At 42.0% G+C, this 25,538-nt stretch carries 20 protein-coding genes and 2 pseudogenes; 11 read left to right on the top strand and 11 right to left on the bottom strand.

Features of this window, described 5'->3' with window-relative positions:
• The first annotated feature begins 23 nt into the window (after positions 1 to 23).
• Positions 24 to 704: an acyltransferase gene (locus tag HC643_RS02265; RefSeq protein WP_050046082.1), complete on the top strand. Its 681-nt coding sequence runs from the start codon at positions 24 to 26 to the stop codon at positions 702 to 704.
• 55 nt (positions 705 to 759) lie between these two features.
• Here HC643_RS02265 and sugE read toward each other — a convergent pair whose 3' ends face one another.
• Positions 760 to 1,116, bottom strand: coding sequence for a quaternary ammonium compound efflux SMR transporter SugE (gene sugE, locus HC643_RS02270; protein WP_272899689.1), 357 nt, complete (start codon positions 1,114 to 1,116; stop codon positions 760 to 762).
• Between the two features lie 119 nt (positions 1,117 to 1,235).
• On the opposite strand from sugE, the gene HC643_RS02275 reads away from it, so the two are divergent.
• Positions 1,236 to 2,024 (top strand): MBL fold metallo-hydrolase, encoded by a 789-nt coding sequence (locus HC643_RS02275; protein WP_038075325.1) that lies wholly within the window; start codon positions 1,236 to 1,238, stop codon positions 2,022 to 2,024.
• 17 nt (positions 2,025 to 2,041) lie between these two features.
• On the opposite strand, the gene HC643_RS02280 is transcribed toward HC643_RS02275, so the two are convergent.
• Together HC643_RS02280 and HC643_RS02285 are read right to left on the bottom strand one after the other, a co-directional pair.
• Positions 2,042 to 2,824 carry a nucleoside phosphorylase gene (locus HC643_RS02280; protein WP_038075322.1) on the bottom strand — a complete coding sequence of 261 codons (783 nt, stop codon included), beginning with the start codon at positions 2,822 to 2,824 and terminating at the stop codon, positions 2,042 to 2,044.
• Entirely contained in the window at positions 2,821 to 5,187 is a 2,367-nt protein-coding gene (locus tag HC643_RS02285; RefSeq protein ID WP_038075319.1) for an alpha/beta hydrolase family protein, read from the bottom strand. The genes HC643_RS02280 and HC643_RS02285 overlap by 4 nt, the downstream gene beginning before the upstream one ends.
• A gap of 938 nt (positions 5,188 to 6,125) precedes the next feature.
• On the opposite strand from HC643_RS02285, the pseudogene HC643_RS41970 reads away from it, so the two are divergent.
• From HC643_RS41970 to HC643_RS02300, 4 genes and pseudogenes are all read left to right on the top strand, one after another.
• Positions 6,126 to 6,362: pseudogene (locus HC643_RS41970) on the top strand (response regulator transcription factor); the annotation flags it as partial.
• A 12-nt stretch (positions 6,363 to 6,374) separates the two neighbouring features.
• Positions 6,375 to 6,749, top strand: coding sequence for a winged helix-turn-helix domain-containing protein (locus tag HC643_RS41975; RefSeq protein WP_272900260.1), 375 nt, complete (start codon positions 6,375 to 6,377; stop codon positions 6,747 to 6,749).
• Between the two features lie 118 nt (positions 6,750 to 6,867).
• Positions 6,868 to 7,125: a hypothetical protein gene (locus HC643_RS02295; protein ID WP_137986400.1), complete on the top strand. Its 258-nt coding sequence runs from the start codon at positions 6,868 to 6,870 to the stop codon at positions 7,123 to 7,125.
• Between the two features lie 50 nt (positions 7,126 to 7,175).
• Entirely contained in the window at positions 7,176 to 7,874 is a 699-nt protein-coding gene (locus HC643_RS02300) for a polysaccharide deacetylase family protein (protein WP_038075309.1), read from the top strand.
• 27 nt (positions 7,875 to 7,901) lie between these two features.
• Here the strand turns inward: HC643_RS02300 and mltA are convergent, their stop codons facing one another.
• From mltA to HC643_RS02315, 3 genes are all read right to left on the bottom strand, one after another.
• Entirely contained in the window at positions 7,902 to 9,197 is a 1,296-nt protein-coding gene (gene mltA / locus HC643_RS02305) for a murein transglycosylase A (protein ID WP_202048574.1), read from the bottom strand.
• A gap of 66 nt (positions 9,198 to 9,263) precedes the next feature.
• Complete coding sequence (locus HC643_RS02310; RefSeq protein WP_038075307.1) at positions 9,264 to 9,455, bottom strand: hypothetical protein; 192 nt, start codon at positions 9,453 to 9,455, stop codon at positions 9,264 to 9,266.
• A gap of 153 nt (positions 9,456 to 9,608) precedes the next feature.
• Positions 9,609 to 11,144, bottom strand: a complete 1,536-nt coding sequence (locus HC643_RS02315) for an AAA-like domain-containing protein (RefSeq protein WP_038075304.1) — start codon at positions 11,142 to 11,144, stop codon at positions 9,609 to 9,611.
• A gap of 1,178 nt (positions 11,145 to 12,322) precedes the next feature.
• On the opposite strand from HC643_RS02315, the gene HC643_RS02320 reads away from it, so the two are divergent.
• On the top strand, positions 12,323 to 15,091 hold the full coding sequence (locus tag HC643_RS02320) for a CHASE2 domain-containing protein (protein ID WP_038075301.1): 2,769 nt from the start codon (positions 12,323 to 12,325) through the stop codon (positions 15,089 to 15,091).
• Between the two features lie 188 nt (positions 15,092 to 15,279).
• Here the strand turns inward: HC643_RS02320 and HC643_RS02325 are convergent, their stop codons facing one another.
• A complete protein-coding gene (locus HC643_RS02325) occupies positions 15,280 to 15,618 on the bottom strand; it encodes a hypothetical protein (protein WP_038075298.1) in 339 nt (112 codons plus the stop codon).
• Between the two features lie 798 nt (positions 15,619 to 16,416).
• On the opposite strand from HC643_RS02325, the gene HC643_RS02330 reads away from it, so the two are divergent.
• Complete coding sequence (locus tag HC643_RS02330; protein ID WP_050046084.1) at positions 16,417 to 16,944, top strand: DMT family transporter; 528 nt, start codon at positions 16,417 to 16,419, stop codon at positions 16,942 to 16,944.
• Positions 16,945 to 17,123: 179 nt separating this feature from the next.
• Positions 17,124 to 17,354 (top strand): hypothetical protein, encoded by a 231-nt coding sequence (locus HC643_RS02335; protein ID WP_038075295.1) that lies wholly within the window; start codon positions 17,124 to 17,126, stop codon positions 17,352 to 17,354.
• A 24-nt stretch (positions 17,355 to 17,378) separates the two neighbouring features.
• On the opposite strand, the gene HC643_RS02340 is transcribed toward HC643_RS02335, so the two are convergent.
• The 3 genes from HC643_RS02340 to tnpA are packed head-to-tail and all read right to left on the bottom strand — an operon-like array spanning position 17,379 to position 18,823.
• Positions 17,379 to 18,101, bottom strand: coding sequence for a response regulator (locus HC643_RS02340; protein WP_050046085.1), 723 nt, complete (start codon positions 18,099 to 18,101; stop codon positions 17,379 to 17,381).
• Positions 18,043 to 18,420: a hypothetical protein gene (locus tag HC643_RS02345; RefSeq protein WP_162002335.1), complete on the bottom strand. Its 378-nt coding sequence runs from the start codon at positions 18,418 to 18,420 to the stop codon at positions 18,043 to 18,045. Before HC643_RS02345 ends, HC643_RS02340 begins: the two co-directional genes overlap by 59 nt.
• Positions 18,410 to 18,823 (bottom strand): IS200/IS605 family transposase, encoded by a 414-nt coding sequence (gene tnpA, locus HC643_RS02350; RefSeq protein WP_038075293.1) that lies wholly within the window; start codon positions 18,821 to 18,823, stop codon positions 18,410 to 18,412. The genes HC643_RS02345 and tnpA overlap by 11 nt, the downstream gene beginning before the upstream one ends.
• A 65-nt stretch (positions 18,824 to 18,888) precedes the next feature.
• On the opposite strand from tnpA, the pseudogene HC643_RS02355 reads away from it, so the two are divergent.
• A pseudogene (locus HC643_RS02355) lies at positions 18,889 to 19,368 on the top strand (RNA-guided endonuclease TnpB family protein); the annotation flags it as partial.
• 39 nt (positions 19,369 to 19,407) lie between these two features.
• Here HC643_RS02355 and HC643_RS02360 read toward each other — a convergent pair.
• Entirely contained in the window at positions 19,408 to 19,947 is a 540-nt protein-coding gene (locus HC643_RS02360; RefSeq protein WP_038075290.1) for a retropepsin-like aspartic protease family protein, read from the bottom strand.
• Positions 19,948 to 20,543: 596 nt separating this feature from the next.
• Here HC643_RS02360 and HC643_RS02370 point away from each other — a divergent pair.
• Positions 20,544 to 25,397, top strand: a complete 4,854-nt coding sequence (locus tag HC643_RS02370) for an NB-ARC domain-containing protein (protein WP_237265815.1) — start codon at positions 20,544 to 20,546, stop codon at positions 25,395 to 25,397.
• The last annotated feature ends 141 nt before the right edge of the window (positions 25,398 to 25,538 follow it).

The raw sequence follows: 25,538 nt of genomic DNA on the forward strand, positions 1-25,538 counted from the left end.
GAAAACACTCAAGCCCACAAGTTATGTCAGTACAAGAACACAAGGTTTATCTAGTTGCACCTGTCCAACCGTCTTTACGCATACCGCGAGTCACAGAGTTAACTGTCATTAATCTTTTAGGGGGGATTCCTCGTCCGCTTGGCAATCTACTACGTCGGATAACTTATCGTTTACTATTTGCCAAAATGGGTCGAGGCGTTGATATTCAGACAGGGGTTGAGTTAATTGGAGCTAATTCTATTGAAGTTGGGGATGAGGTAAAAATTCTTTGGCATACACGTTTGGAAATTAAACACGCAAATTGCCTATTACGTATTGGCAACAGAGTTTGTTTAGATCGCGGTGTTGATATTAAAGCATCAAGTTCTGATTGTTTGATTGAGATCGGTGACGATTCTTACTTAGGACCTTATGTGTGTATGGCTGGTCCCGGTCATATCAAAATTGGCAAGGAATGCCTTATAGCATCGCATTCAAGCCTTTATGCCAACAATCATAGGGCATATGGAGTCAGTCGTGAAGGAATTGAAATTCAGGATAATTGCTGGCTGGGTACAGGTGTCAGAGTTTTAGATGGAGTCACTATTGGTAAGGGATGTGTCATTGGTGCAGGAGCCGTTGTTACCAAGAATATTCCTCCCTACTCTGTAGCAGTTGGAGTACCTGCAAAAGTGATTGGAGCTAGTAAGGGGGGTGTTGTTTAAAGCGGCAGTCATTAGCCTATCAATTGTTATTGTTTGCTAACAATTGATAGCTAAATTAATGGGATGCAACCAGCCTGAGACCTAATACACCTGCAATAATCAAGCCAACGCAAGCCATACGACGAAATTCAACGGGTTCTTGAAACAAAATTATACCCAGCAAAACTGTGCCAACAGCTCCTATACCAGTCCAAACAGCATAAGCAGTACCGACTGGTAGTGTACGGAGTGCAACCGACAATAAAGCAAAACTGAGTATCATACAACCAACAGTGACAACACTGGGAAGGGGTTCAGTAAACCCTGCTGTGTATTTCAGCCCAATAGCCCATCCAACTTCTAGCAACCCGGCAATAAAAAGATACACCCATTCCATGAATATGCTCCCCAGAGCGTCGTAATATCTTGTCATCTTTTAGATTGTTATTTTAACTTTTAAAGCAACGTAGATTAATCGAACTGAGGTCGGACTCAGCAAAAATCTTCAACTGACTGGATAATTAAAGTTAGGTGTTTTCTTTACAAAACTTTATGTACTTAACTTGGTTAGACAGTAATTCGTGGTTAGTTGAGATTGGCGGAAAACAAATACTTATCGATCCTTGGCTCGTTGGTTCCCTAACTTTTGGCAATTTGGATTGGTTTTTTAAAGGTTTTCGGACTCAAGAACGTACCATACCAGAAAAAATTGACTTGATTTTGCTGTCTCAAGGTTTGGAAGACCATGCTCACACACCGACACTCAAGCAACTCGATCGCAACATTCCCGTTGTGGCGTCTCCCAATGCAGCCAAAGTAGTCACGCAGTTAAATTACAACCGGGTCACAGCACTCGCTCATGGCGAGACATTTGATTTGGATCGGAGTGTCGCTATTACAGCAACTCCCGGTTCTTCAATCGGTCCAACTTTGGTTGAGAACGGTTACATTCTAAAAGAGTTGGAAACTGGCTTCAGTTTGTATTACGAACCTCACGGGTATCATTCTCCCTCACTCAAGCAAGCTGCTCCCATAGATGTTGTGATTGCACCACAGTTTGACTTGGGTTTACCTTTAGTGGGATCGATTATTAGGGGCAGAAAATACGCTTTAGAAGTCGCTCAATGGTTGCAGCCACAAGTGATGATTCATACAGCGGCTGGTGGTGATGTGGTTTTTGAAGGATTGCTAAACTCTTTGCTTCAAATAACTGGTAGTATTGCGGAGTTTCGGGCGTTGCTTGCAGACAATCATCTTTCAGTACAGGTGATTGAACCAACCCCTGGCGATCGCTTTGAAGTGCAATTACAACAACGGGCTGCGATCGGCAATCGGCGGTGAGTCATCGGTTAGTCCCGTTACTGATAAGGTTCTTCCCATTGTTCTGCTGCTTTGATAGCGATCTGAATGGCATTGTCAATAGCGGTATTTTTTTCTGCTAACACAATGTCTTCCTTCACAGTGCGCTGGGCGACAACACCGCAAACGCAACCTGCTCGAAAACCGTAAACACTTGCCATCTTTAATAAAGTACCGCTCTCCATTTCATAGTTCAGTATATTTAAAGAGCGATACTCTTCCGTAATTCCACGTAAGTACCGCAACAGAGGTCGTTGAACTGACTGCGTTCGCTCTTGTCCCTCATAAAAAGTATCAACTGATGCCGTAATGCCGACATGATACTTAACATTAAGAGTGTTGGCTGCATGAGCTAGGGCTACTGTCACAAAAGGATCTGCGGCAGCAGGATATTCTATAGGTGCAATGTCATTGGCTGCTCCTTGACGGCATAAAGCAGCACTGGTAATCACCGTGCTACCAACGGCGACGTGTTCTCGTATGGAACCACAACTGCCAACCCGTATGATAAGCCGAATACCAACTTGTACTAACTCATGAACAACAATACTCGTAGATGATGCACCCATACCGCTGGTTGCACATAAAAGCGATCGCCCGTTGGGTAAAAGACCCGCATAACTATTCAGTCCGCGATTTTCCGACAAAAGACGCACCGAATGCAAGTAGGAATGGGCAATTAACTTTGCCCGTTCCGGATCGCCAGACAAAAGAGCGATGCTTGGTGGAGTCTCCCCAAAATCATCTCGTCCAAACCCAATGTGATACAACTTGGCGTTCATGATTTCAAATACTTATCACACCAGTTCACCATTTCCCAAAGTACATGACCGACTGCTTCACGAGAGTAATAGCCGTGGTCTTCTAATGGTAATATGACACTGCGAACAGTTGCTCCCAATCCTTTTAATGCTTCATACAATCTTTCTGTTTGGAGAGGATAAGTACCGGGATTGCTATCTTTTTCTCCATGAATAAGTAAAAGTGGGGCTGTGATTTTAGCCGCATGAGTAAAGGGAGACATATTAATGTAAGTTTCTGTTGCTTCCCAAAAATGGCGCTGCTCTTGTTGAAAGCCAAAAGGAGTCAGGGTTCGATTATATGCTCCACTCCTAGCGATACCCATACAAAATAAATCTGTATGTGCTAATAAATTTACCGTAGTAAACGCACCATAAGAATGACCGCTAATACCAATACGATCGGGATCGGCAACACCTCGCTCAACGACACAATCAATAGCTGCTTTTGCCCCTGCAATCAATTGTTCCACGTAAGAATCATTTGGTTCTGCATTATCTTCACCAATAATTGGCATTGTTGGACCTGAGAGAACTGCATAACCTTGAGTTAGCAAAAATAAAACAGACGCATAACTTGGACGGCTGAAGGTATTTTCAGAACTATTAATTTGCCCTGCAAATTCTTTGTCTTTAAATTCTTGTGGATACACCCAAAATAAAATTGGCAGAGTACCATCACGAGTGGCATCATAACCGGGAGGTAAGTAGAGTTTTGCTGAGAGTTGCACGCCATCTGCACGTTGATATTTGACTAACTCACTTTGCAATCCTGCTAACTGAGGTGCGGGGTCTTGGTAATGAGTGAGCGCTTGAGGAATTTGGTCATGAGCCCGATTAAACAAAAAATAATTGGGTGGCTCAGTTTTGGATTGGCGGTGAGAGATTAAAGTGTGCGCTTCATCATCTAGCACATAGGAGATATCTTCAAAATAAGGGTCTTGACATTGCCACAGGCGTTGTGTGTGCCCAGTTTCTAAATCCAGACTATCCAAAAATGGGTGAACACCATTAGGAGATGCTCCACGACCGCTGAGATAAATAGTATTGCTTTGTGGTGCAAAGCGTAAAACTCGGTATCTCTGAAACCTCAAGGTTGTCATTGGCGATCCCGGATCGGTGTACTTATCTTCGTAACTGCGGTCAAATAATAATTGTGGGGGTGAGTCGGGTGTTTGTGGATAAATGCGCCAAATTCGCTCTTTTCGCGTATCGTACCATCTTTCCCACACAAGGGCTACATCTTCTTTGCCCCAAATAATATGGTGAAAGCGATATTCAGATTGCCAAAGTTGTTTTGGCGCATCTGTAAAAGGTGCAACTAATTCATATAAAGTATCTCGTTTGGCAACATCATGAGTAGGATTGCCTTCGTCTAAAGCTTCTACCCAGTGCAATGTCGCGTCAGTATCATTCCGCCAAGATATTTCCCTTCTTCCTGTCCGCACTTCATCAAATTTTGTGGTACGGCGCATAAACAATGGCACATCAGCAACTTCATAAATCAAGTTGCCTGTATTATCTATTACCCGAACAGTTTTTGGAAAAAATGAGGCTGGTAGTTGATACGAAAATGGTCGGTGCAGCTGAGTCAGTAGAAGATATTTGCTATTGGGGGAGGGTACAGCTTCATGAATCAGGCTTTCTGATACTAGTAGGGTACGGTGACCATCTAAAGTCACTTTTTCTAAATTTGCGGTTAAGTAGTATTCAAATAACGCTTCATCATGAGGGTTTTTCAAAAGATTCGTGTAGGTACGACTTGGACTCTTACCGCTAAAGTTTTCTTGAATGATAGGTCCTAAAGGAATGTTTGGTTTGGCTGGTGGTTCTCCTCGATGGCTCGGAATGAATTTGCAAATCAGTGCTTCATCAGACAGCCAACGGTATGGTTCTCCATAAGCAGCATTCAGTGTTGGCTCGGTTAATTTTTGTGCGGTGAGACTATCGACATCGACAACCCAAAGTTCGAGTCCCGTGTCTTGAGTGAGGGTAAAGGCTAGTTTTTGACTGTTGGGTGACCACTTAACATAGCCAATCTGGGGACTGTTGGGTAGGGCTACTGTTCGATCGCCCTCACCTGCACTGACTGCCCTAATCTTTAAATTTTGGTAGAATGACAGGCGGGAAAGTGTGTTAGTTTTGGGATTTAACAGCAACCCTGCTAATGGTATTTCTGGCTCTGCATAGTGAGCGATCGCCTGTAAAGATGGTTTTTCTAACTCTACCATCCACTGACGGTTGGGAGAGAGCAGGATTGTGGGAGGAGATGGAGCATTCAGAATTTGGGCGATCGGTTCTGGAGGAGACTGCCAGATTTGCTCTGTATTTGAGGGGTTATCCATTTTACGTCAATAATGCTGCCTGTAATTTCAAAGTAACAACATTTTACGGGCTTTTCTATATTTAATTGATGATTTTCTCAACACGCAAACATAAAAAGGTAAGCCCGAGAAACCCATAAAACTAAGCTTCTGGGTGACAAGCAATCTTCAATTAAATTGAGTTGCTCTTTTTAGTTAAAATAGAAGTTCTGTAAATTTATTAATTTTTTTAAATTTTTAGAAGAAATCATAGATCCCTATAGGAGCCCTATCACAATCCTATTTGAGGTCCAAACAAGGGGGACAAGGGAGAGGTGATTATTGTAACTCCCACACGGACTGAATCTTTAAGAAAAGTTTAAAAATATCTTTGATATATAAAATTTTTTTTTGATAATTCTTCAAAAAATATGTTATAAGTCTATGATAGGGTCGTATTCCTACAAATTTTTTAGTTGCGGTTTATTTTTAGCTAAATGCTAAAGTTTTTAGAATTTCCTTTAAGCATTTGGTGGCGATGTCAGTGAAACTTATTGTTTTAATCAAAGAATTTTAAACTGTGTTCTCGATGATGACAAAGATGTTACTTTTTCGCACTCAAGTCATAGCTAAATTTATCAATGTCTTTTATAAAAATATTTTCATTTTGCCAGTTTTGAACACTCAGGAAACCTCTTCTTCAAAAGAATTAAATATTTTCAATCATTATGTTTTTGTGAAATTAAGAGTTTTACAAATAATATTTATGATTGGATGAGTCAGTATTTGTCATTTCAAACCTGAAGGTCAAAGAACACTCTTTAGACCTGAAGGAACGCTGATTTCTTCTTTCCAAAAAAAGTGAATGCTTTCCCATGGGAGAACTTGAAATGAAGATTCTTTTATTAGAAAATAACAAATATAATCATACACTTCTTACCAAAAAATTAAAGAATTATAACTATTAAGTCGAGACGGTAGAAGAGACTCAGAAAGCTCTTGAGTTGGTGAGAGCATTTAATTATGACTTACTATTATTAAATCTAATCTTCTCTCAACTAGATACCATTAGCCTCTGTCGCCAGATTCGCTTAGAAGGCTACCAAATGCCCGTGATAATAATGGCTGTAGACGATTGTGACGAGTTCCGTCTCCAAGGTTTGGTATCAGGTGCAGATGACTATATTGTCAAGCCAATTAAAATGGAAGAGTTGATAGCTCGGGTTCAGATGTTGCTGCGACGAGCCAAATCAGCCTTACCTGTAGTATTAACTTGGGAAAAGTTGCAGTTTGATACCAGTACTAGAGAAGTGTCCTACAAGGGGAAGCGATTGCATCTTACTCCCAAAGAGTATGGTTTACTAGAGCTGTTTCTACACAAGCCGCGCAAGATATTTAGCCGAAGCGACCTACTTAACAGCGTTTGGTTATCTTTTGAGTCACCAGGCGAAGAAGCAGTGACAACCCAAATTAGAGGGCTGCGTCAAAAACTCAAAGCAGCAGGTATGGCTGTAGATTTGATTGAGACAGTGTATGGAGTCGGCTATCGTCTTAAAGAAGAAGATAAGACGATTAACTCAGATTTGTCACAAGTAAAATCTTGAGCATACTCAGAATTTCCTTATGATTGATTGCTTAAATAAATAATCAATTCCTTGGTGAAATAGTCCGTGCATTTAAAATGCTCTAACTAACCAGCGCGACGAAAAAGGACGTGCCGGAATGACTATGAGAAAAAAAATTTTGGACTGTTTGATAGATGATCCCTGCCAGTGGATTTCCGATCTAGAAGCTAAATTCATGATTTGGAATTCAGAAAAAAACATCAATGAAGTTAATCCAAATTTTTGGATTGTACTTCAGCAGTTACGAGATGAGGGTATTGTTACAGTGGAAAGTTACGCTGAGTGGAAGGGGGTAACTCGTATTATAAAAACACAAGTAAGATTAGCCGAGCGAGAACATGGAGAAGCAAAATGAGCTAAGCCCTTGCTCTTGGCTATAATGTCCGGATAGACTTATAACTCTGTATGCAGTTTGCTCCGCTTTTCCCAATCTTTTACAGCATTCTCAAACCAACATTCCCGAATTGCCTTTGGTGCGGGGATGCCAATTCCAAATCGATCGCTCTGACCTTTGACGATGGTCCCCATCCTCAGTACACGCCACAACTGTTGAAAGTTTTGGATCGTTACAGTATCACAGCTAGTTTCTTTTGGCTGGGTGCTTGTGTCAATAGATCGCCTCAAATAGCGCAAGAAATCTTCGCTCGCGGTCACTGGATTGGATTGCATGGCTACGATCATAAAAATTTCCCCATGCTATCACCATCAGAACTCAAGCACAGTTTGGAGAAAACCCAAGCAGCTATTTATGATGCTTGTCGGTTAGAACCCAAACGAGTACGGGATGTCCGTCCTCCAAATGGTTTATTTACACCTGCAACATTAAATTTACTACAGCAGTGGAATTATCGCCCCGTTATGTGGAGTGTTGTTCCAGAAGACTGGGTGCGTCCGGGTATCAATACCGTGACGCAGCGAGTTTTGAAGCAGGTGTGTAATGGCTCGCTGATTGTTTTGCATGATGGTGCTTGTGGTGGACAAGATGTTGCCGAAACAGCAGCAATTTTAATACCCAGATTAATAGAACAAGGTTACCAATTTGTAACTATAGATAAATTGTGGGAATGTAAGACAGGCGTCTCGCCTGTCATTGCTAGTAGTTAGTCGTTAGTACTAGTGACAAATACCCACTCACAACTTTAATAGCAAATAGTACAATTGACCGGGACTGACTGTGACACCAGCACGATCGCCCGCCACTTGACCGGTACCAAGAAAATAATCGACTCTACCTGCGCCTTTGATTGCACCTCCGGTGTCTTGATCGAGAACGTAACGACTTACAATCCGGTGTTCCATGTTTCCGGTAGCCCGATCGACAAATGGAAAAGGTGCTCTAATGAACGCCAAAGCACCGGGGGGCATTAGGGATTTATCCGTTGCTATTGAACGCTCGGCTGTTAGTGCTACACCAATAGAACCTCGTGCGGGTGCTCCGTGGTTCTCTTGAAAAAACACAAAGCTGCGATCGCGAGGAATATAAATATTTAATTCTTGCGGATATTTCCGGAAATAGTCCAAAATAGTTGGCATAGTCATTCCTTCAAGTGGAAGCTTGCCATCTTCTGCTAAAGATTTTCCAATACTTTTATAGTTATAGGCAGTATTACCAGCGTACCCTATAGTTGTTTGCTTTCCATCAGGAAACTGCAGTCGAGCGGAACCCTGTATTTGTGCTAAATATGGTTCTAGGCGATCGCGAAACCAAAACAACTCCAATCCCTGCAATTTTCCTTTTGCGGCTTGCAACCCATCAGCACCTTCTAATTCCAAGCGTGTAGGATGGGGTCTTGACCAAGATTGTAAATCTTGAGGTAAACGATAAACAGGATAGCGGTACTCTGCTGTGGGAACGCGACTGGCTGCATAAACTGGTTCGTAGTAGGCAGTAAATAAAACGGAACCTTTACTGTCACTTCCTACCGATTGGTAAAAAACAAATTCTTTTGCGATCGCAGTGTTAAGTTCTGTAGCTGATTTGGACTTTAGCAGAAGTTCGCGAAACCTTTGTAAACTTTTAATAACACGTTCTCGTGTAATTCCCTCTACTTGATATCTCTGGTAATCCGTAGCAGCATTATTGGAAGACAAATATTGCAGGCTGCGATCGACAGATGTTAACAACGCTTTTTTGTCTGGTAATTGATTGTTTTCGCCCCACAATTGATTATCCAAACAAGAGATATCATCTTTGCAACAGGGAAAAGGCGACTGTTGAATGGGTACAAGTGGCGGTGTAACAGACTTTTGATCTGTGAGATTTTGAAGTTGATTTTGAGAGTTGACGGGTAATTCCCACTTTGCCACCCTACATTCCGGCGGGCTCAGTTGGTTTTGTGCCACTTGTTGCACGGGTACTAATGCAATTAAAGGAGTAACGGGAAAGCCAATGGCTATAGCAGCAAGTGCTTTTCTCTTCCGGAACATAGGGCTGAAACATTCAAGGAGGTGTCAAGTGTGTAGTATTTTAACCACTACCTCCCTCAATTGTCATTAGAGAAATAAATCAATTATAATAATCGCCAAACCTCCCAAAACGTGTAACACAGCAAAGATAAATGTGATGCGCCCCTTTGTTGTTTTAAGATTTAGTTCGAGGTTAGCAACTCTCAGAGTACCACCAATCCAAGCAACTACACCAATTACTGCAATTATCAGCCCAATTAGAGTCGGAGTACTTAGCATCCGATCAAACCCTCCTAATCTGAATAGAGTTGGTTCTAGGATTGTATGATTTTTAGATAAAAAATCATAATCACATTATTCAGAATTATTAATAGCTTCCTTTTCGTCCTAAAATTCCACTCATTTTGTGAGAGACTACCTCGCACACCTACATTAGTTACTGATTTGGATGATACTGGTTGTCTGTTTTTGATTGTTGACTACTTTTTGCTGATACTGATAGACAATAAATCCTCCTAAGAGGCAAGTTTTCAAGAAAGCGAGACTTAATGTCATAATCAGTAACCGTTGTGCTTGAGCAGTTTTCTTTTCTTGTGCTAAACGTCTTTGTTCCTCTGTCAGGCGGGCTTCAACTTCTTTAAGTCGCTCTGCTTCCAATACTTGTTGCATTTCTCGCCGATCTAATTGGTTAGAAGCAGCTAAAAACTGATAATCTAAGTCACTTAAGCTTTTGCCTTGCGACCAAATCTGAGCATCAATTAATGCTTGTCCGCGCAATAGTCTTGAAGAATCTGTTTGCTTTGACGCAATCCAAGCATCGAAAGCTTGAGAATAGGGACGCAAAAATCCAAATTGCTTGTCTACCCAATCTACGTTGAAGACTTCTTGATAAATCCGGTTTTTCACTTGAAGATAACCTTTTTGTCTGACAACCAAACCCGATAGCAGAAGTTCAATTTGCTCGCGACTATCATCTGTTGGTACTTTCAAGCCCTGCAAAATTTGTTGATATATGCCAAGCAATCTTCCTGCACGCTGGGAATTTGCTAGAATGCGATCGCGAATTGTTCGCAAATGTTCTGGATCGTCTTGAGATTCCCATTGAGCGATCAGCCTTTCTCTAACAACCCTTTCTACCCAAAATGCTTCTGTCCCAGGGAAGATAGATACGCCTGTTGTTTTAGAGCCCTGAATAAAAGTAACAACTAGCTGGCACAATTTTTGCGTGAGAAAAGGTTGTCCGCCAGTCCAGTCCAATATTTCTTTCAAAATTGCTTGGGGTTGGTTCACTGGTATGGCGGACAATCCTTTGACTAATGGTTGTGCTTCTTCTAATCGAAATCCGTGAATTTCTATAGCTTTTCCTATATTAAATGGAGTACAGTTCCTATCTTGAATTAAATCTGATGGGGTTGCTACTCCAAAAATTGCAAAAGTAATACGATTGTATTCGGGATCTATAGCCCGTTGATTGTAACAGTAGCGAATTAAGGCAAAAAAATCGTCTACTGAAAAGTCTAGACTGAGAATACTATCAATCTCGTCTATAAAGATAAAAAGTTTTTCATGAGGAAATTCTACCAACAGGACTTCAGATATAAAGCGGCTTAATTTTTGCAGTAGCGAGATTCCTTCTTGCTCGCTCCACCAAGCCTTAAAGTTAATTTTCTTATACAGCTTAAAACCCGAACACAATTCGGCAACGACTCCCTTATACCACTGCAATGGAGTAATGTTTTCACTACCGATATTAGTCATGTCTATCGTAGCGCATTTAAAACCTTGCTCCTGCAAGCGCTGACGAGTTTTTACCATCAGAGAGGATTTGCCCACCTGTCTTGAGTTGAGGACATAACAAAACTCTCCTTCTTTCAAGGCATTGTACAATTCCAAATCTGCTTTTCGTTCGACGTAACTTGGTGCATCAGTAGTGAGGCTACCACCAATTTGGTATTGGTAGAGGGTCATTGTTTTTAACGATATCTGTATTAGATAATACCACTTTAATCAAAAAATGCCAATGTCATTTTCTAACAATAGAAGTTAGAGATCGCTAAGGAAGTAGATATGGGGTTACACGCTAGGATTGCTACAGATAGAATTTCTCAATTAACCTCTAATGAATCAATACATTTCTGACTTTTACCACTTTCAATACTTGTTTTTTCCGACTATTTTCTCTATTAGTTTCCTGATTTTCCTTCTTTTCCTACAATCCAAATCCTTACTAAATTCACTCTCAAAACAGTATAATAATTGAAAAGCAAATGCTTGTGACTACGTAAAGATAATATTATCAATTCACTGTCCGGTCAGTGTCTGTTTTACTAGCCCTTATTTTCAGCTGGTTCTAACCTGGTAGAAATGTGGGAGAAGGCACTAACTGAATTAGTTGCTTGATATCAAGAGGTTGCCATGAATGATGAAAGACAAAAAGCACACTTTCTCTTTTTTTAAGAAAAGGATTCATTCATATTTGGAACCTTAACTCAGTTATTACCCTTTGGAGGTTAAGTATATTACACACAAGCGGAAATAAGGCAACCATATATCAACAGACAAAAAACGTTTTATTGCAAGCTTTTGTGATTTCTACCCTCTGGTGGAGGTGTTTCTGACGATTAGTACTGGGAAGGCAGAATGCGATCGCTAACTGCTAAAATTTACATCTTGTTTCCTTGTAAATTGTTATTCTTACCCATTCCTGGTAAAATTTCTACAATTTAAAAATACTTTAAGGGCTTAAGTATAGACTCTGATACAAGGGGGGATTAGTAACACTTATGTAAATTTTAATTTTTGCCATTAGCTCCAATGGCAACCATTGATAAGAGCACCATAGTTCTTTGTAATTGACAGGATTAATTCAATATGTAATTGAAAACAGTTTCTTAGAGGATGTTGTAAAAGTTGTGGCCGAGGTATGTACAGCTTTAGCTCGTTCTTAACGCTTCTTAAAAAAGAGGACTTTGAGAAAGTTATTCCTCTCTCAGCAATGAGGGTTAGGGGATCTTGATACAAGAGTGGGCTTTACAAACATCCTTTACAATTCAAGGAACTCTTTAATATAGAAAGAGGAGAAATAAGACTGAGTAGACGCGGATGTCAAACAGTGCAAAATTTATAGTAATTAATTAAGTTGTGTAATGAGTTTCTACGTGTATCAAGTAGGTGGTAGTCTGAGAAGTGATGCTCCGAGTTATATGGAGCGACAGGCGGATGAGGAACTCTATAAAGCGCTTAAGAATGGTGAATTTTGCTATGTCCTCAACACTAGGCAAATGGGCAAATCTTCCCTATTAGTGAGAACCAAGCACCGTTTGCAACAACAAGGGTTCCAATGTACAAGTATTGACATGACAAATATTGGCAGTGAAACTGTGACTCCTGCTCAATGGTACAAGGGAATTGTGGGCGAGTTATGGTCTGGTTTTAAGCTTTCAAAAAAACTTAATTTGAAAACCTGGTGGCTAGAACACGAAAGTGTTTCTTTACCCCAAAGACTCAGTAAGTTTATTTCTGATATTCTGCTTGTCCAAATACCAGAAAGATTAGTTGTTTTTATTGATGAGGTGGATAGCATTCTCAGTCTTGATTTTCCAGTAGATGATTTTTTTGCCCTGATTCGTTTTTGCTACAATCAACGAGCTATCGATCCAAAATATCAACGCATTACCTTTGCTTTGTTTGGAGTGGCAACACCTTCAGATTTGATCCAAGATAAAAAGCGCACTCCGTTTAATCTTGGTAGAGCTATAGAACTGCAAGATCTTTCTCTGGAGCAAGTTCAACCTTTAGCAAAGGGATTGCTTGTAGAGGAAATAGCTGGGGAATCTGTACAAGTGCCTGTCATTCTTAAAGAAATTTTAGCTTGGACCGGAGGTCAGCCCTTTCTTACACAAAAATTGTGTCATATAATACAGAATTACATCCAAGATGCTGTTAGTGGTGGTTTAACGATCCCACTTGGTGGAGAGGCTTTTTGGGTAGAAAGTATTGTTAAGTCACGGATCGTTGATAGATGGGAATTTCAAGATGAACCTCAACATTTTAGGACTATTCGCGATCGCCTTTTAGCTGATGAAAAAATAGCAGGACAGCTCTTAAGTATATATCAACAAATACTTGCGGGAGATCGTGTACCAAATGAGGACAGCCGAGAACATATAGAACTACAACTATCAGGTTTAGTTGTCCGCAAACAGGGAAAACTGAAAGTCAAAAACCCTATTTACAAAGCCATTTTTAATCAGGAATGGGTTGGCAAACAACTAGAGAGTATGCGTCCTTATGCACAAAATCTAAAAGCTTGGATTGCTTCATCACAACAAGACAAGTCACAACTTCTGCAAGGTCACGCATTACAAGAAGCACTCGCTTGGTCTGAAGATAAAAAGCTTAGCGATATAGACTATCGTTTTTTAGCTGCCAGTCAAGAACTAGTAAAACAAGAACTAGAAAAATCTCTTGCTTTAGAGAAACGAGCAAGACAAATTGAGCGAGAAAAAGCACAATTTGCACTGCAAGCTGCAAGACAAGCTTATCATATCTTGGCTGATGCACGACAAGTTGCCAGACAGTATGCCCAAAATATAAATTTACGGAAAGCATGGATTGCCAGAATTGCAGGAGGTGTTGCAGGCTCAGTCATTCTGTTGCGTTTGTCAGGTTTGCTACAAGGTATGGAATGGGCAGCACTAGATAATTTTTTCCAAGCGCGTTCTCCTGCGGCAATCGATCCCCGTGTTGTCATAATTGCAATTGATGAGCCAGATATTAAGGCAGTAGGTCAGTATCCAATTTCAGATCTGCGACTCGCTCAAGCACTCCAAACTTTAAAAAGCTATAAGCCCAGAGCTATTGGGCTGGATGTGTATAGAGATTTACCCGTGGAACCAGGTCATCAAGAGTTAGTCAAACTGTATAAAACGACTCCAAATTTAATTGGTATTGAGAAAGTTGTAGGAAGTCAAGTCGATCCACCTCCTGTTTTGTCAAAGTTAGGTCAGGTGGGAATGTCAGATCAGGTGTTGGATGGAGATGGCAAAGTTCGTCGTGCCTTACTTTCAGTTCGCTCTCAAAAAGTAGGATTGCGTTTCAATTTGGGTTTGCGACTGGCATTACTGTATTTAAAAGTTGAAGGAATCACGCCCAAACCGCTTTCCACATTACCACACCACATTCAGTTGGGAAAAACTGTGCTTGTTCCCTTTAGACCCAATTATGGTGGCTACGTCCGCAGTGATGCAGGCGGTTATCAAATCTTACTTAACTTTCATGGAACTGAAAAACAATTCCAAATGTTTTCCTTAACAGATTTGTTGGCAAAGCGCATTCCACAAGACAAAATTTACAATCGGGTTGTGCTAATTGGCTTAACAGCAGAAAGCACGAATGATATGTTTCAAACACCTTACAGCACTCACCTATTCGATCCCCCGTCTAGGATGGCTGGAGTCACATTACACGCAAATATTGCCAGTCAAATTCTAAGCGCCGCTTTAGATGGGCGACCGATGCTAAAAGTTTGGTCTGAACCAATTGAGTGGTTGTGGATTCTTTTATGGTCTGGACTCGGAGCAGCATTGAGTTGGCAGGCTAAAACATTTAAAAATATACTATTTCTTCTTGCGATCGCGAGTGGAGGAATAATAGGAATTAGTTTCCTCGCCTTTTTAAAAGGTTGGTGGATTCCTATCATCCCTCCACTGATTGGAGTCGTCTGTGCAGCCGTTTTCGTACAGATTTGTGTTAGCAAATACTTGGAGAAGATACAACTGCGGGAAACAGTAAAGTTATTAGTTAACCTCGCCAAGGATCAACCAGCCGAAGGACAAATTGCTATTGAGTATCTCAAGCAAGCAGAAAGTAAAGACAATCAAGCTTTTATTGAGAAAATTATTAGAAATTTGTAAAATGGCTTATTGCTAAATGGTCTTCATTTGTTTCGATTGCCATTAGTCCCATCCCTTCGGCATAGTATGCCGTGGCGTAAGCTATAGCCGATGCCCGCAGTACCGATCCCACTGCCTGCTTTCTTCAGTCTCACCATTAGCAATTAGCCATTAGCAATTAGCCATTAACACCTTCCCACCCAATTTTACTACTGTAAATTCTGGCTGCAGATATGCTGCAACATAATAAAGGCTTGAATAGGCTGTTCGTTTTGAGTATACCTCAACCCCTTGCGCGAACCAGCACCAGAAGTATCTTTTGGTTCTCCATCCCCTGGAGGTTCAAAACTCTCTTGAAACAAAATATGCTTTTGCAGATTGTTGTTGCTAAACCCTAATTTTGTTTGAGAAAAAGTAGCAAAACTCAAGCCCAAAAGAATATGCACGAATAAACTCAAGGGCATATATCCTAACAGAAAATATTGTTGCATGATTTGGCAAGGAGGAATGATATGGTTGTCTTCACGTGAAGTCAATGTAAATCTCATGGGGTAGACAAATTTTCCACCCCAATTGGGTGGTTTCTTAATTCCACCCCTAAACCAATATATTGGAGACTAGTTGAACAGTTTGTTTGCTCGATTACTGTATTTATAGTAACCATTTAACAAACTTAAGGTCTTTAGACTCAAGTAATTGAAACTAAAGAGTACTTTGTCATCTTCCTCAAACACGGACAAAGCAGGCAAAATGCCTGGAAACACTTATATTTGTTAACAGACAAATTATTAGGGGGTACTAAGGTAAGCTGCCCCAGCTTACTTTAATGTTTGTCCTTGTTAGAGAAGCTAACTCATAAGGTTACCTGCTCACAATTTATAGCAGAGTTCAGATTTAATAAGCATGAACCCTTAATGAAGAATTTATGAAATCTCATTTTCAAGTTAGATGCAACGGTTTCTTTCCTCCTATTTCCAACGATTTAAACTTTTTCAGGCAAAATTTATAAATTAATATTTCAAAATCTGGAAAAGCTTAGTGTTTCACTATTGCGATCGCATTTTTCTGCTATAGAACGGCTATTTACAGTGAATAACAGATGTACTATAGCAGTCCCATTTGAGCCAAACAAGGAAGATAAGGGAGACAAGGAAGAAGTGTTTGTAACTCACTCAGAACTGCTATCTATAATTTTTTAGGAAATAATTTTTATTCTATGCATAGGAATCATCAATGACTTCTGAAAAATTTTAAGTATTGTAAGTGGGCATCGCCTAGCAAGAAAATAAAACTTACTGAGATTTGATATAATCAAAAGAAAAATATCAAATAAAAACAGGGCTATATTGGGTCAAGCAGAGCCTAAGTCTCTGGCATTCACGGGTTATTTTTTAGCAGTAGTTGCCACTGTCATCTGGGCAGGTAACTTCATAGTTGGTAGAGTTTTTTATATGGATATACTTCCAGTGGCTTTAGCCTTCTGGAGATGGACGATCGCTGTCGTAACCTTGATGCCATTTGCTATGCGGACAACAATCGACCACTGGAAACTGGTTAAAAAACATCTTCCCTACTTGTCCGTATCAGCGTTGTTAGGCGTGACTGCTTTTAACACCTCGATCTATATTGCGGGTTACACAAGCAATGAACCTGGCATTAATTGCTGCTTCTTCCCCCATTTTGATCGTGCTCATGTCTCTTCTCTTTTACGGCGAGCAGATCTCCTTGACACGCGCCACGGGTATGGTGGTTACCGTGAGTGGTGTCGTATTGTTAATTACGGGAGGCTCCTTAGAGAAACTGCTGAGCATTTCCTTCGCAATCGGCTCCCTCAAATGTTCAATCCTTGGCGAAAGACACAAAAGGTGAAGTAACATTACCTAGATGTGTTGATTGGCAAGGCTCAGAATACAGTCAGTGGCAATCTTTTACATTAGGTGACTTTTGTCAAGAAGCTTGTTATCAAATCTAACTTTCAAGGTTTCTGTTAAATGATAGCAACATCAAGATATAATGAGCGCGAAGTATTTTTATTCAAAAAAGCTCAATAAAAATGGAGATTGAAGACTTAGAAGTCAGTGTAGAAGAGTATCTTGCAGGATTAGAAAAAGGAGTAGACGTTTTAGAATTAAAGCGGTTAGTCCTATCGGGAATTCCAGAGAACTTAGCGTTAGAGGTGATGGAAATTGTTAAACGAATCACCAACGGTACCGCAACGCCTGAAGAAGTCGTCAGAGGATTGATGATTTTAACACCGTCACTGAGAGACAAACTAGATAATTAACTTTCGCTACTCGGAACACCGACATTAGCCTTTCCCAAGAGTTTCACCAATCGCAAAAATTAACTCCACAGGATCTACAGGCTTGGTTAAGTGTTTTTGAAAACCAGCTGATAGCGCTTGTTGGTGGTTGGTTTCTCCAGCATAAGCAGTCAACGCGATCGCGGGCAAAAACCTATCTTGTTCTGTAGGTAGATCTCGCAACTTCTGAATGAACGTGTAACCATCCATTTCTGGCATTCCTATATCGCTCAGTAGTAAATCGGGTTGCCATTGTGCGAGGATAGAAAGAGCTTCTCGAGATGAACTTACAGCACGCACCTCCACACCATACTGTTCCAGGGTAAAGGTAATTAACTCCAGATTGTCAGGCTCATCATCCACAACCAGTACCCGCACACCTTCTACAATTGGGAAGTTATGGCGAATGCGATTCTCTTCAGCGCTCGTTTGTACGCTCCTCATGAGGGGAATTGTGACAGTAAACGTTGCGCCCATTCCCTCTCCCAAGCTTTCTGCTTTGACCAAACCACCATGAAGTTCCACCAAATGGCGAGCGATCGCTAGCCCCAGTCCCAACCCCCCAAAGGCTCTTGTCGTTGTGCTGTTTTCTTGACGGAAGTAATCAAACACATAAGGGATAAAATGGGGGCTAATACCTTTGCCTGTATCCCGAATGATAACTTGAGCATTACCATGCTCGCCTTGAAGTCGAACTTCTACGCACCCACCTTCCGGTGTAAACTTCACAGCATTTGAGAGGAGATTCCAAAAAAATCACTCCAATAATATTGGAATCAACCAAACGTCGAAACTTCGCTTCACTTACTTGCAGTTTTCGCAAATTCAGTTGAGTGCGTTTTTGAGATGTGCGTAACGCGCCGGACAAGACACTAATGAAAACACCTTCCCAAACAAATATGAAGACTCGTGTACTGCCAAATAGGGTAAAATCAAGTCGATCGGGTAAACCTATCAAAACATAGTGGGAGCGCGAGAACCCCTGTGTTTTTAACCAGGGGATGAAGCGCGACGCAACAGGTTTTAACCTGTTGTCTTCATTTCCCACGCTGATTTTCAATGTATTTTTTAACTACCTCTGTGCTTACTTGACCTGTTGACGCTACAAAGTAGGTCGGTGTCCACAAAGCAGGTAGTTTTTTTAAAGAAGGAAATTCTTTTCTTAAGTGATGAGATGCGCGACCTTTGACCCATTTAGCGATTTGGGAGGGTGCTTCATCTGTAGGTGCATTGATGAACATATGTACGTGGTCGGGTTGAATTTCTAATGCAATAAGTCTCCAGTTATGTTCTTGCACCAATTCAAAGATAATTTCTTGCAGTCTTCTGGCAATATCAGTGACTAAAACGGGTCTTCTACGTTTGGGGACAAATACAAAATGATAATTGATTGAGGATACGGAATTTTCCGTTCTTCTGTAGTCATGGTCATCCTGAGAAAGTTTTGCCATACTCCTGATTTTAGTTGCTAAAGTATGTAGTATCTAATATAATCAACAACAGAAGGTGAGGACAAGTGTATAAAACTTTGCCAGTAAAAGCAAGGTTTACAGATATTGAAGAAGCATTTTGGCTCGACCAATGCCAACACGCCAACAGTTTGATTAATTGTGCTCTTTATCATGTTCGTCAAACTCATTATTCAAGACTAGAAGAGTCAGGCAATGCTTTCACAATCTACTGGAAAGGTGATGAGTTACGGCATGGTTGGAAGACATATAAATGTTTCACGACTTATCCCGAACTCGATAAAATTCTTAAGGACAATCCACATTACAAGGCTCTTGCCGCACAAGCCGTACAGCAAACATTGAAATCTGTAGGTGAGTCAATTACCTCGTACAACGGATTGGTAAATGCCTACTACAGAGGTGAAGTAGATAAACCATCTTTACCACAATATAGAAAAAGTGGTGGACTTGCAGCAGTTACGTTCCCACGACAAGCACTTACTTACAAAGATGGTTGTTTTTATCCATCAATCAGTAGAGAAACTACAATTGAAAAAGGTGAGATCCATACCGCTCGATCGATTTTAACGCCGAGAAAATTCGATAACATTTCCTAAAATTTTGACATCATAGTTATCGAAGAAATTATGACCTAACAGTCCAATACCCGCTTTTGGAGCGATCGCAACTTCAACATTATTCACCACAGCGCCACCAACAGCAATGGAATTCACTTGACTCAGAGAAAATTTGACTTGACTACCATCAGCAATTTCTGCTTGCATGTTACCTGTGGGCTTAAGCTTTAGAGTATTTGCCATGTTTGAGGTGATTAGAGTTATGCTAGCACCCGTATCAACAATCATTTCAAAAGTTTTATGCCCGTTAAACGTAACGTCCACAACTGGTGTTTTTCCCATACGGCGTTTGATGGGAATCCGAAAAACCCCTTTATCTGAAGGTGTAACACCGCATAATTTTCCCAAACTTATGGCTCTACCAGAAGTCGTTACCATGTAGCAGGCTCCCATGTCTTGAGCAGTTATTCTCTCTGAGGATGCCAAAAACACCAAAGTGGAGACCAATGCAATTGTTTTTATCCATCTACCCACAACCCTTTTCATCCAATTCTCCCAATCCTCATGCTTACCTGCCTATAACTAATTTACCCAGAGGAGCAGAGAAACAAACAGCCAACTGTCACAGAGCAATGAGCGGATGAGCGTGCTACGCACAAGGGAACGCACTGGTCTCACCGCTTGCGGTTAAAGCACTTTACCAAGGTGTTTGGTCGCGAGCGGTTATTATATTGCAAAATATAAACTTCTTTACAGGCTTAACTACTGGTATGCTTTGGTTGTGTTAACGAGATTCAATCCCACGCAAAAGCAGTACAAACCATCATTGTCAGGGAGCCTCTATGCGGTTTTTACTTTGCACGTTTCTAACTTTCTCATGAGAAATTACGAATGACGAACATCTTGCCTCTGTTCCCATTCGAGATATTCCTCAGCAGTCATTTTTTGGGGTTGTTGGGTAATGGCTACCATAATCTTTGAACACCTTGACTTTTTTGTGGCTCTGGTTTGATTGTAGCGTTCTGGGTGAAGGTGAAAGTTAGTCAGAACTCTGATTCAGAGTTCTCTTGCCAACTTTCTCTTAACCCCATATTCTGTCTAATATGTCAACTTGTAGGTATTAAACCTTTCTCCAAGTGTTTATGAGTCACGGCCCGCGTATCAAAACAATTCTGATTCTGGCTGCCATTCCCCACGGACTACGCTTGGACAAGGAAATTCGTTCAATTGAAGAAGCTATCCGCCGTGCTGCAAAGCGGGATGTCTTCGAGATTAAGATTAGAACTGCTGTCCGCACTCAGGATATTCGCCACGCTCTTGCAGAAGAACAACCCCAAATTGTTCATTTTTGCGGACACGGGCTAGAAGATGGTAGCTTGCTATTAGAAGATGACTCAGGAGAAAACAAGCCCGTTCCAGCAAAAGGGCTAGCATCACTGTTTCAGTTGCACGCAGATTATGTGGAATGCGTACTGCTTAATGTCTGTCATTCTGACAAACAAGCTACTGCAATTAGCAAACACGTCAATTACGCGATCGGGATGAATCAGCCCATTGGAGATAAGGCAGCGATCGCATTTGCTATTGGATTTTACGATGGATTGGGCTACGCAACTTCAAATAATCTTGATGTGTTTCAAAGGGCTTTTGAGGAAGGTTTGGTTGCAATTCAATTAGAACATCCGAACGAAGGGCAAATTCCAGTTTTGCAAAGAAAAGCCAGTATAGATAAACATATCTATAAAAACCGTTTCCCTCAAGGTAGAAATTTTCAAGCACCACCCCTACCCGCTCACTTTGTAGACCGCCCAGAGTACAGCCAAGATTTAAAGAATCTTCTCCTTAAAAAATCATTAGATAATCGCACTTTAGCAGTGACCGCCATTCACGGTTTAGGTTCTGTGGGCAAATCGACCATTACAGCTGCTTTAGCACATGACGAAGATATACAAGTTCATTTTTGTGATGGCATTCTTTGGGCAACTCTGGGTCAGCAACCCGATGTCCTTTCCCTACTGAGTGGTTGGGTACAGGCTTTGGGCGACTATAACTTTAAGCCAACCAGTACAGACGCCGCTACCAATCATCTCCGTACCCTGTTATATGACAAAGCTGTGCTGTTGGTTGTAGATGATGCCTGGGATACAAAGCACGCACAAGCATTTAATGTAGGTGGTTCTAAGTGTCAGGTACTGGTTACAACTCGGGAGGGTGCGATCGCTAAAGTGTTAGGAGCGAGTATCTATAGCTTAGATGTGATGAAACCATCCCAGGCTATAGAACTGCTGACAAAGAAGTTAGGACGTGACATGATAGGGACAGAGTGTCAGGAAGCTGAAACCTTAGCAAAAGAGGTTGGGTATCTCCCCCTAGCACTGGAATTGGCAGCAGCCCAGATTGCAAGTGGTACGTCTTGGGCAATCTTATTACAAGATATTCAACTTGAAATTGCTCGGTTAAAAACTTTTGATGACCCTGAAGCTCGTGATATGACTGATGAAGCTTCCTTAAAACGTCTTAGCTTAAGAGCATCATTAAATTTAAGCGTACAGCGATTGCCAGAAGAAGAAAGGCAAAATTTTATTTGGCTCGGGGTGTTACCAGAGGATGCAACCATTACTCACTCAATGACGGTAACACTTTGGAATCTAGAGGATGAGCGCGATGCAACTGATACATTGGAATACTTACAAAGTAAGGCGCTGCTATTACCTGGTGAGACTTTACTTAACGGTACATCCACTTACCGTTTGCACGACTTATTTCATGACTTAGCTCGTAATTTGTTAACTGCTCCTGAAAAACCAAAACGTTATGGTGATTTGCCTGGATTGGGTTTGAAGTTGAGTGATGCTCACTGCCAGTTTTTGGAGCGGTACCGAGAAAAAACCGAAAATGGTTTATGGCATACCCTACCAAGTGATGGTTATATATATCAGCGTCTTGTTTGGCATTTAGAAAAGGCGGGTAAAAAAGAGGAAATTCACAAATTGTTACAGGAGGAAACTCCGTTAGGACGCAATGGGTGGTATGAGGCGTGTGCGAGCAATGGGCAAAATGCCATTTTTGTGACTGACATAGCACGCGCTTGGTTTTTAGCTGAAGAAATGTTTCACGAAGAACCTTCGCAGTCAATAGCACTACAGTGCCGTTATGCTCTGATGACTGCATCCCTGAATAGTCTCACAGCTAATGTACCAGTAGAATTGCTGCAAGCATTAGTGAAAAAAAATGTGTGGACTCCAGAACAAGGATTAGCTTATACCCTGCAAAGCTCGAATTCAGAGCTAAAAGCACGATTGCTTGCGGAGCTAGTCAATTGTTTGCCATCAAACGCAAAAGAATTAGCACTCTCAAAAGCTCTTGCTGTCGCCAAAGAAATTCAGGATGAGTCTCGTCGCGCTCTAGCCTTGAGTACCTTAGCGGACAAATTGCCACCACAATTATTACCCGAAGCTCTTGCTGCCGTCAGAGCGATTCAGGATAAGTTGAGCCGCGCCTCTGCCCTGGGTTCCTTAGCTGGCAAATTGCCCGAGGTGTTACCAGAAGCTCTTGCTGTCGCCAGAGAAATTCAGGATGAGTCTCGTCGTACCTCTGCTCTAAGTACCTTAGCGGACAAATTGCCACCACAATTATTACCAGAAGCTCTTGCTGTCGCCAGAGAAATTCAGGATGAGTGGAGCCGCGCCTCTGTCCTGAGTGCCTTAGCGGACAAATTGCCACCACAATTATTACCAGAAGCTCTTGCTACCGCCAAAGAAATTCAGAATGAGTGGAGCCGCGCTTCTACCCTGAGTGCCTTAGCTAATAAACTGCCACCACAATTATTACCAGAGGCTCTCGCTGCTGTCAGAGCGATTCAGGATAAGTTGAGCCGCGCCTCTGCCCTGGGTTCTTTAGCTCACAAACTGCCGGAGGTGTTACCAGAAGCTCTTACTGCCGCTAGAGAAATTCCGTCTGAGACTCGTCGCGCCGATATCCTGAGTGCGTTAGTTGACAAATTGCCACCACAATTATTACCAGAAGCTCTTGCGATCGCTAGAGAGATTCAAGATGAGTCTTATCGCGTCTGTGCCCTGAGTGCTTTAGCTGACAAACTGCCGAAGGTGCTACCAGAAGCTCTTGCCATAGCCAGAGTAATTGCATCTGAGCGGCATCGTGCCTCTGCCCTGAGTGCCTTAGCGGACAAATTGCCACCACAATTATTACCAGAAGCTCTTGCTCTCACCAAAGAGATTCTGTCTGAGTGGCATCGTGCCTCTGCCCTGATTTCTTTAGCTGACAAACTGCCACCACAATTATTACCAGAAGCTCTTGCCATAGCCAGAGAGATTCAAGATCGATCTTGTCGTGCCTCTGCCCTGAGTTCCTTAGCTGACAAATTGTCGCCACAATTATTACCAGAAACTCTCGCTATAGCCAGAGCAATTCAGGATGAGGAGTATTGCGCCGATGCCCTGGGTGCTTTAGCTGAGAAACTACCTTCAATGTTAACATTAGCTCTGGCTATAGCCAGAAAGATTCCGTCTGAGTGGCGTCGCGCCTCTGCCCTGAGTTCCTTAGCTGACAAACTGCCGCAGGTCTTACCAGAAGCTCTCGATGCTGCTAGAGAGATTCCGTCTGAGTGGCGTCGCGCCTCTGCCCTGAGTTCCTTAGCTGACAAACTGCCGCAGGTCTTACCAGAAGCCCTCGCTGCTGCCAGAGAGATTCCGTCTGAGTGGCGTCGCGCCTCTGCCCTGAGTTCCTTAGCGGGTAAACTGTCACCAGAATTATTACCAGAAGCTCTTGCCATAGCCAAAGAGATTCAGGGTGAGTCTCCTCGCGCTGATGCCCTGAGTTCCTTAGCGGGTAAACTGCCACCAGAATTATTACCAGAAGCTCTTACCATAGCTAAAGAGATTCAGGGTGAGTCTCCTCGCGCTGATGCCCTGAGTTCCTTAGCTGACAAACTGCCACCAGAATTATTACCAGAAGCTCTTGCCATAGCCAAACAGTTTCAATCTGAGTGGCGTCGCGCCGATGCCTTAAGTACCTTAGCTGATAAACTGCCGCAGGTCTTACCAGAAGCTCTCGCCACAGCCAGAGAGATTCCGTCTAAATCTCGTCGCGCCGATGCCTTGGGTGCCTTAGCTGATAAACTGCCCTCAGTGTTACCAGAAGCTCTCGCCATAGCCAGAGAGATTCAGAGTGAGTCTCCTCGTGCCTCTGCCCTGAGTTCATTAGCTGATAAACTGCCACCAGAATTATTACTAGAAGCACTTGCCATAGCCAAAGAAATTCAGGATGAGTGGAGCCGCGCCAATGCCCTCAGTGCCTTAGCTAATAAACTGACACCAGAATTACTACCAGAAGCTCTCGCCATAGCCAGAGAGATTCAGAGTGAGTCTCCTCGTGCATCTGCCCTGAGTTCATTAGCTGATAAACTGCCACCAGAATTATTACTAGAAGCACTTGCCATAACCAGAGACATTCAGGATGAGTGGAACCGTGCCAATACCTTGAGTGCCTTAGCTGATAAACTGCTACCAGAATTATTACCAGAAGCACTTGCCATAGCCAGAGACATTCAGGATGAGTCTCCTCGCGCCTCTGTCCTAAGTTCTTTAGCTACCAAACTGCCCTCAGTGTTACCAGAAGTACTTGCCATAGCCAGAGACATTCCGTCTGAGGAGCATCGCGCCTATACCCTAAGTGCCTTAGCTGACAAATGGCCCCCACAGCTATTACTAGAAGCACTTGCCATAACCGGAGAGATTCCATCTGAGGAGTATCGCGCCCATACCTTAAGTGCCTTAGCTCTCCCTTTGTCAAAGATACCAACGACTTTACTTTTTCCTGTCTGGGGGCAGACACTTCATGAGTTATCTCTTCGTACTCGTCAAAATTTATTGAGAGATATAAAAACACTAGTTCCAGTTATTTTTGCATTAGGAGGTCAGGGGGCAATAGCAGAAGCGAGTTGTGCTATCTCAAATGTGGCACGATGGTGGCAATAACTACTCTGGGCGTATTAATAATAAGTAGGTCAGTATTAAAAATTATCGTCATGACAAGGCAGATGGCAGAGGGCAGATGGCAGAAGGGAAGAGGTTTTTAGGCAACTTTACTTTTCGTTACATACTTCGGTTTTTTTGCGC

This window comes from Tolypothrix bouteillei VB521301 (assembly GCF_000760695.4).
Classification (GTDB): domain Bacteria; phylum Cyanobacteriota; class Cyanobacteriia; order Cyanobacteriales; family Nostocaceae; genus Scytonema; species Scytonema bouteillei_A.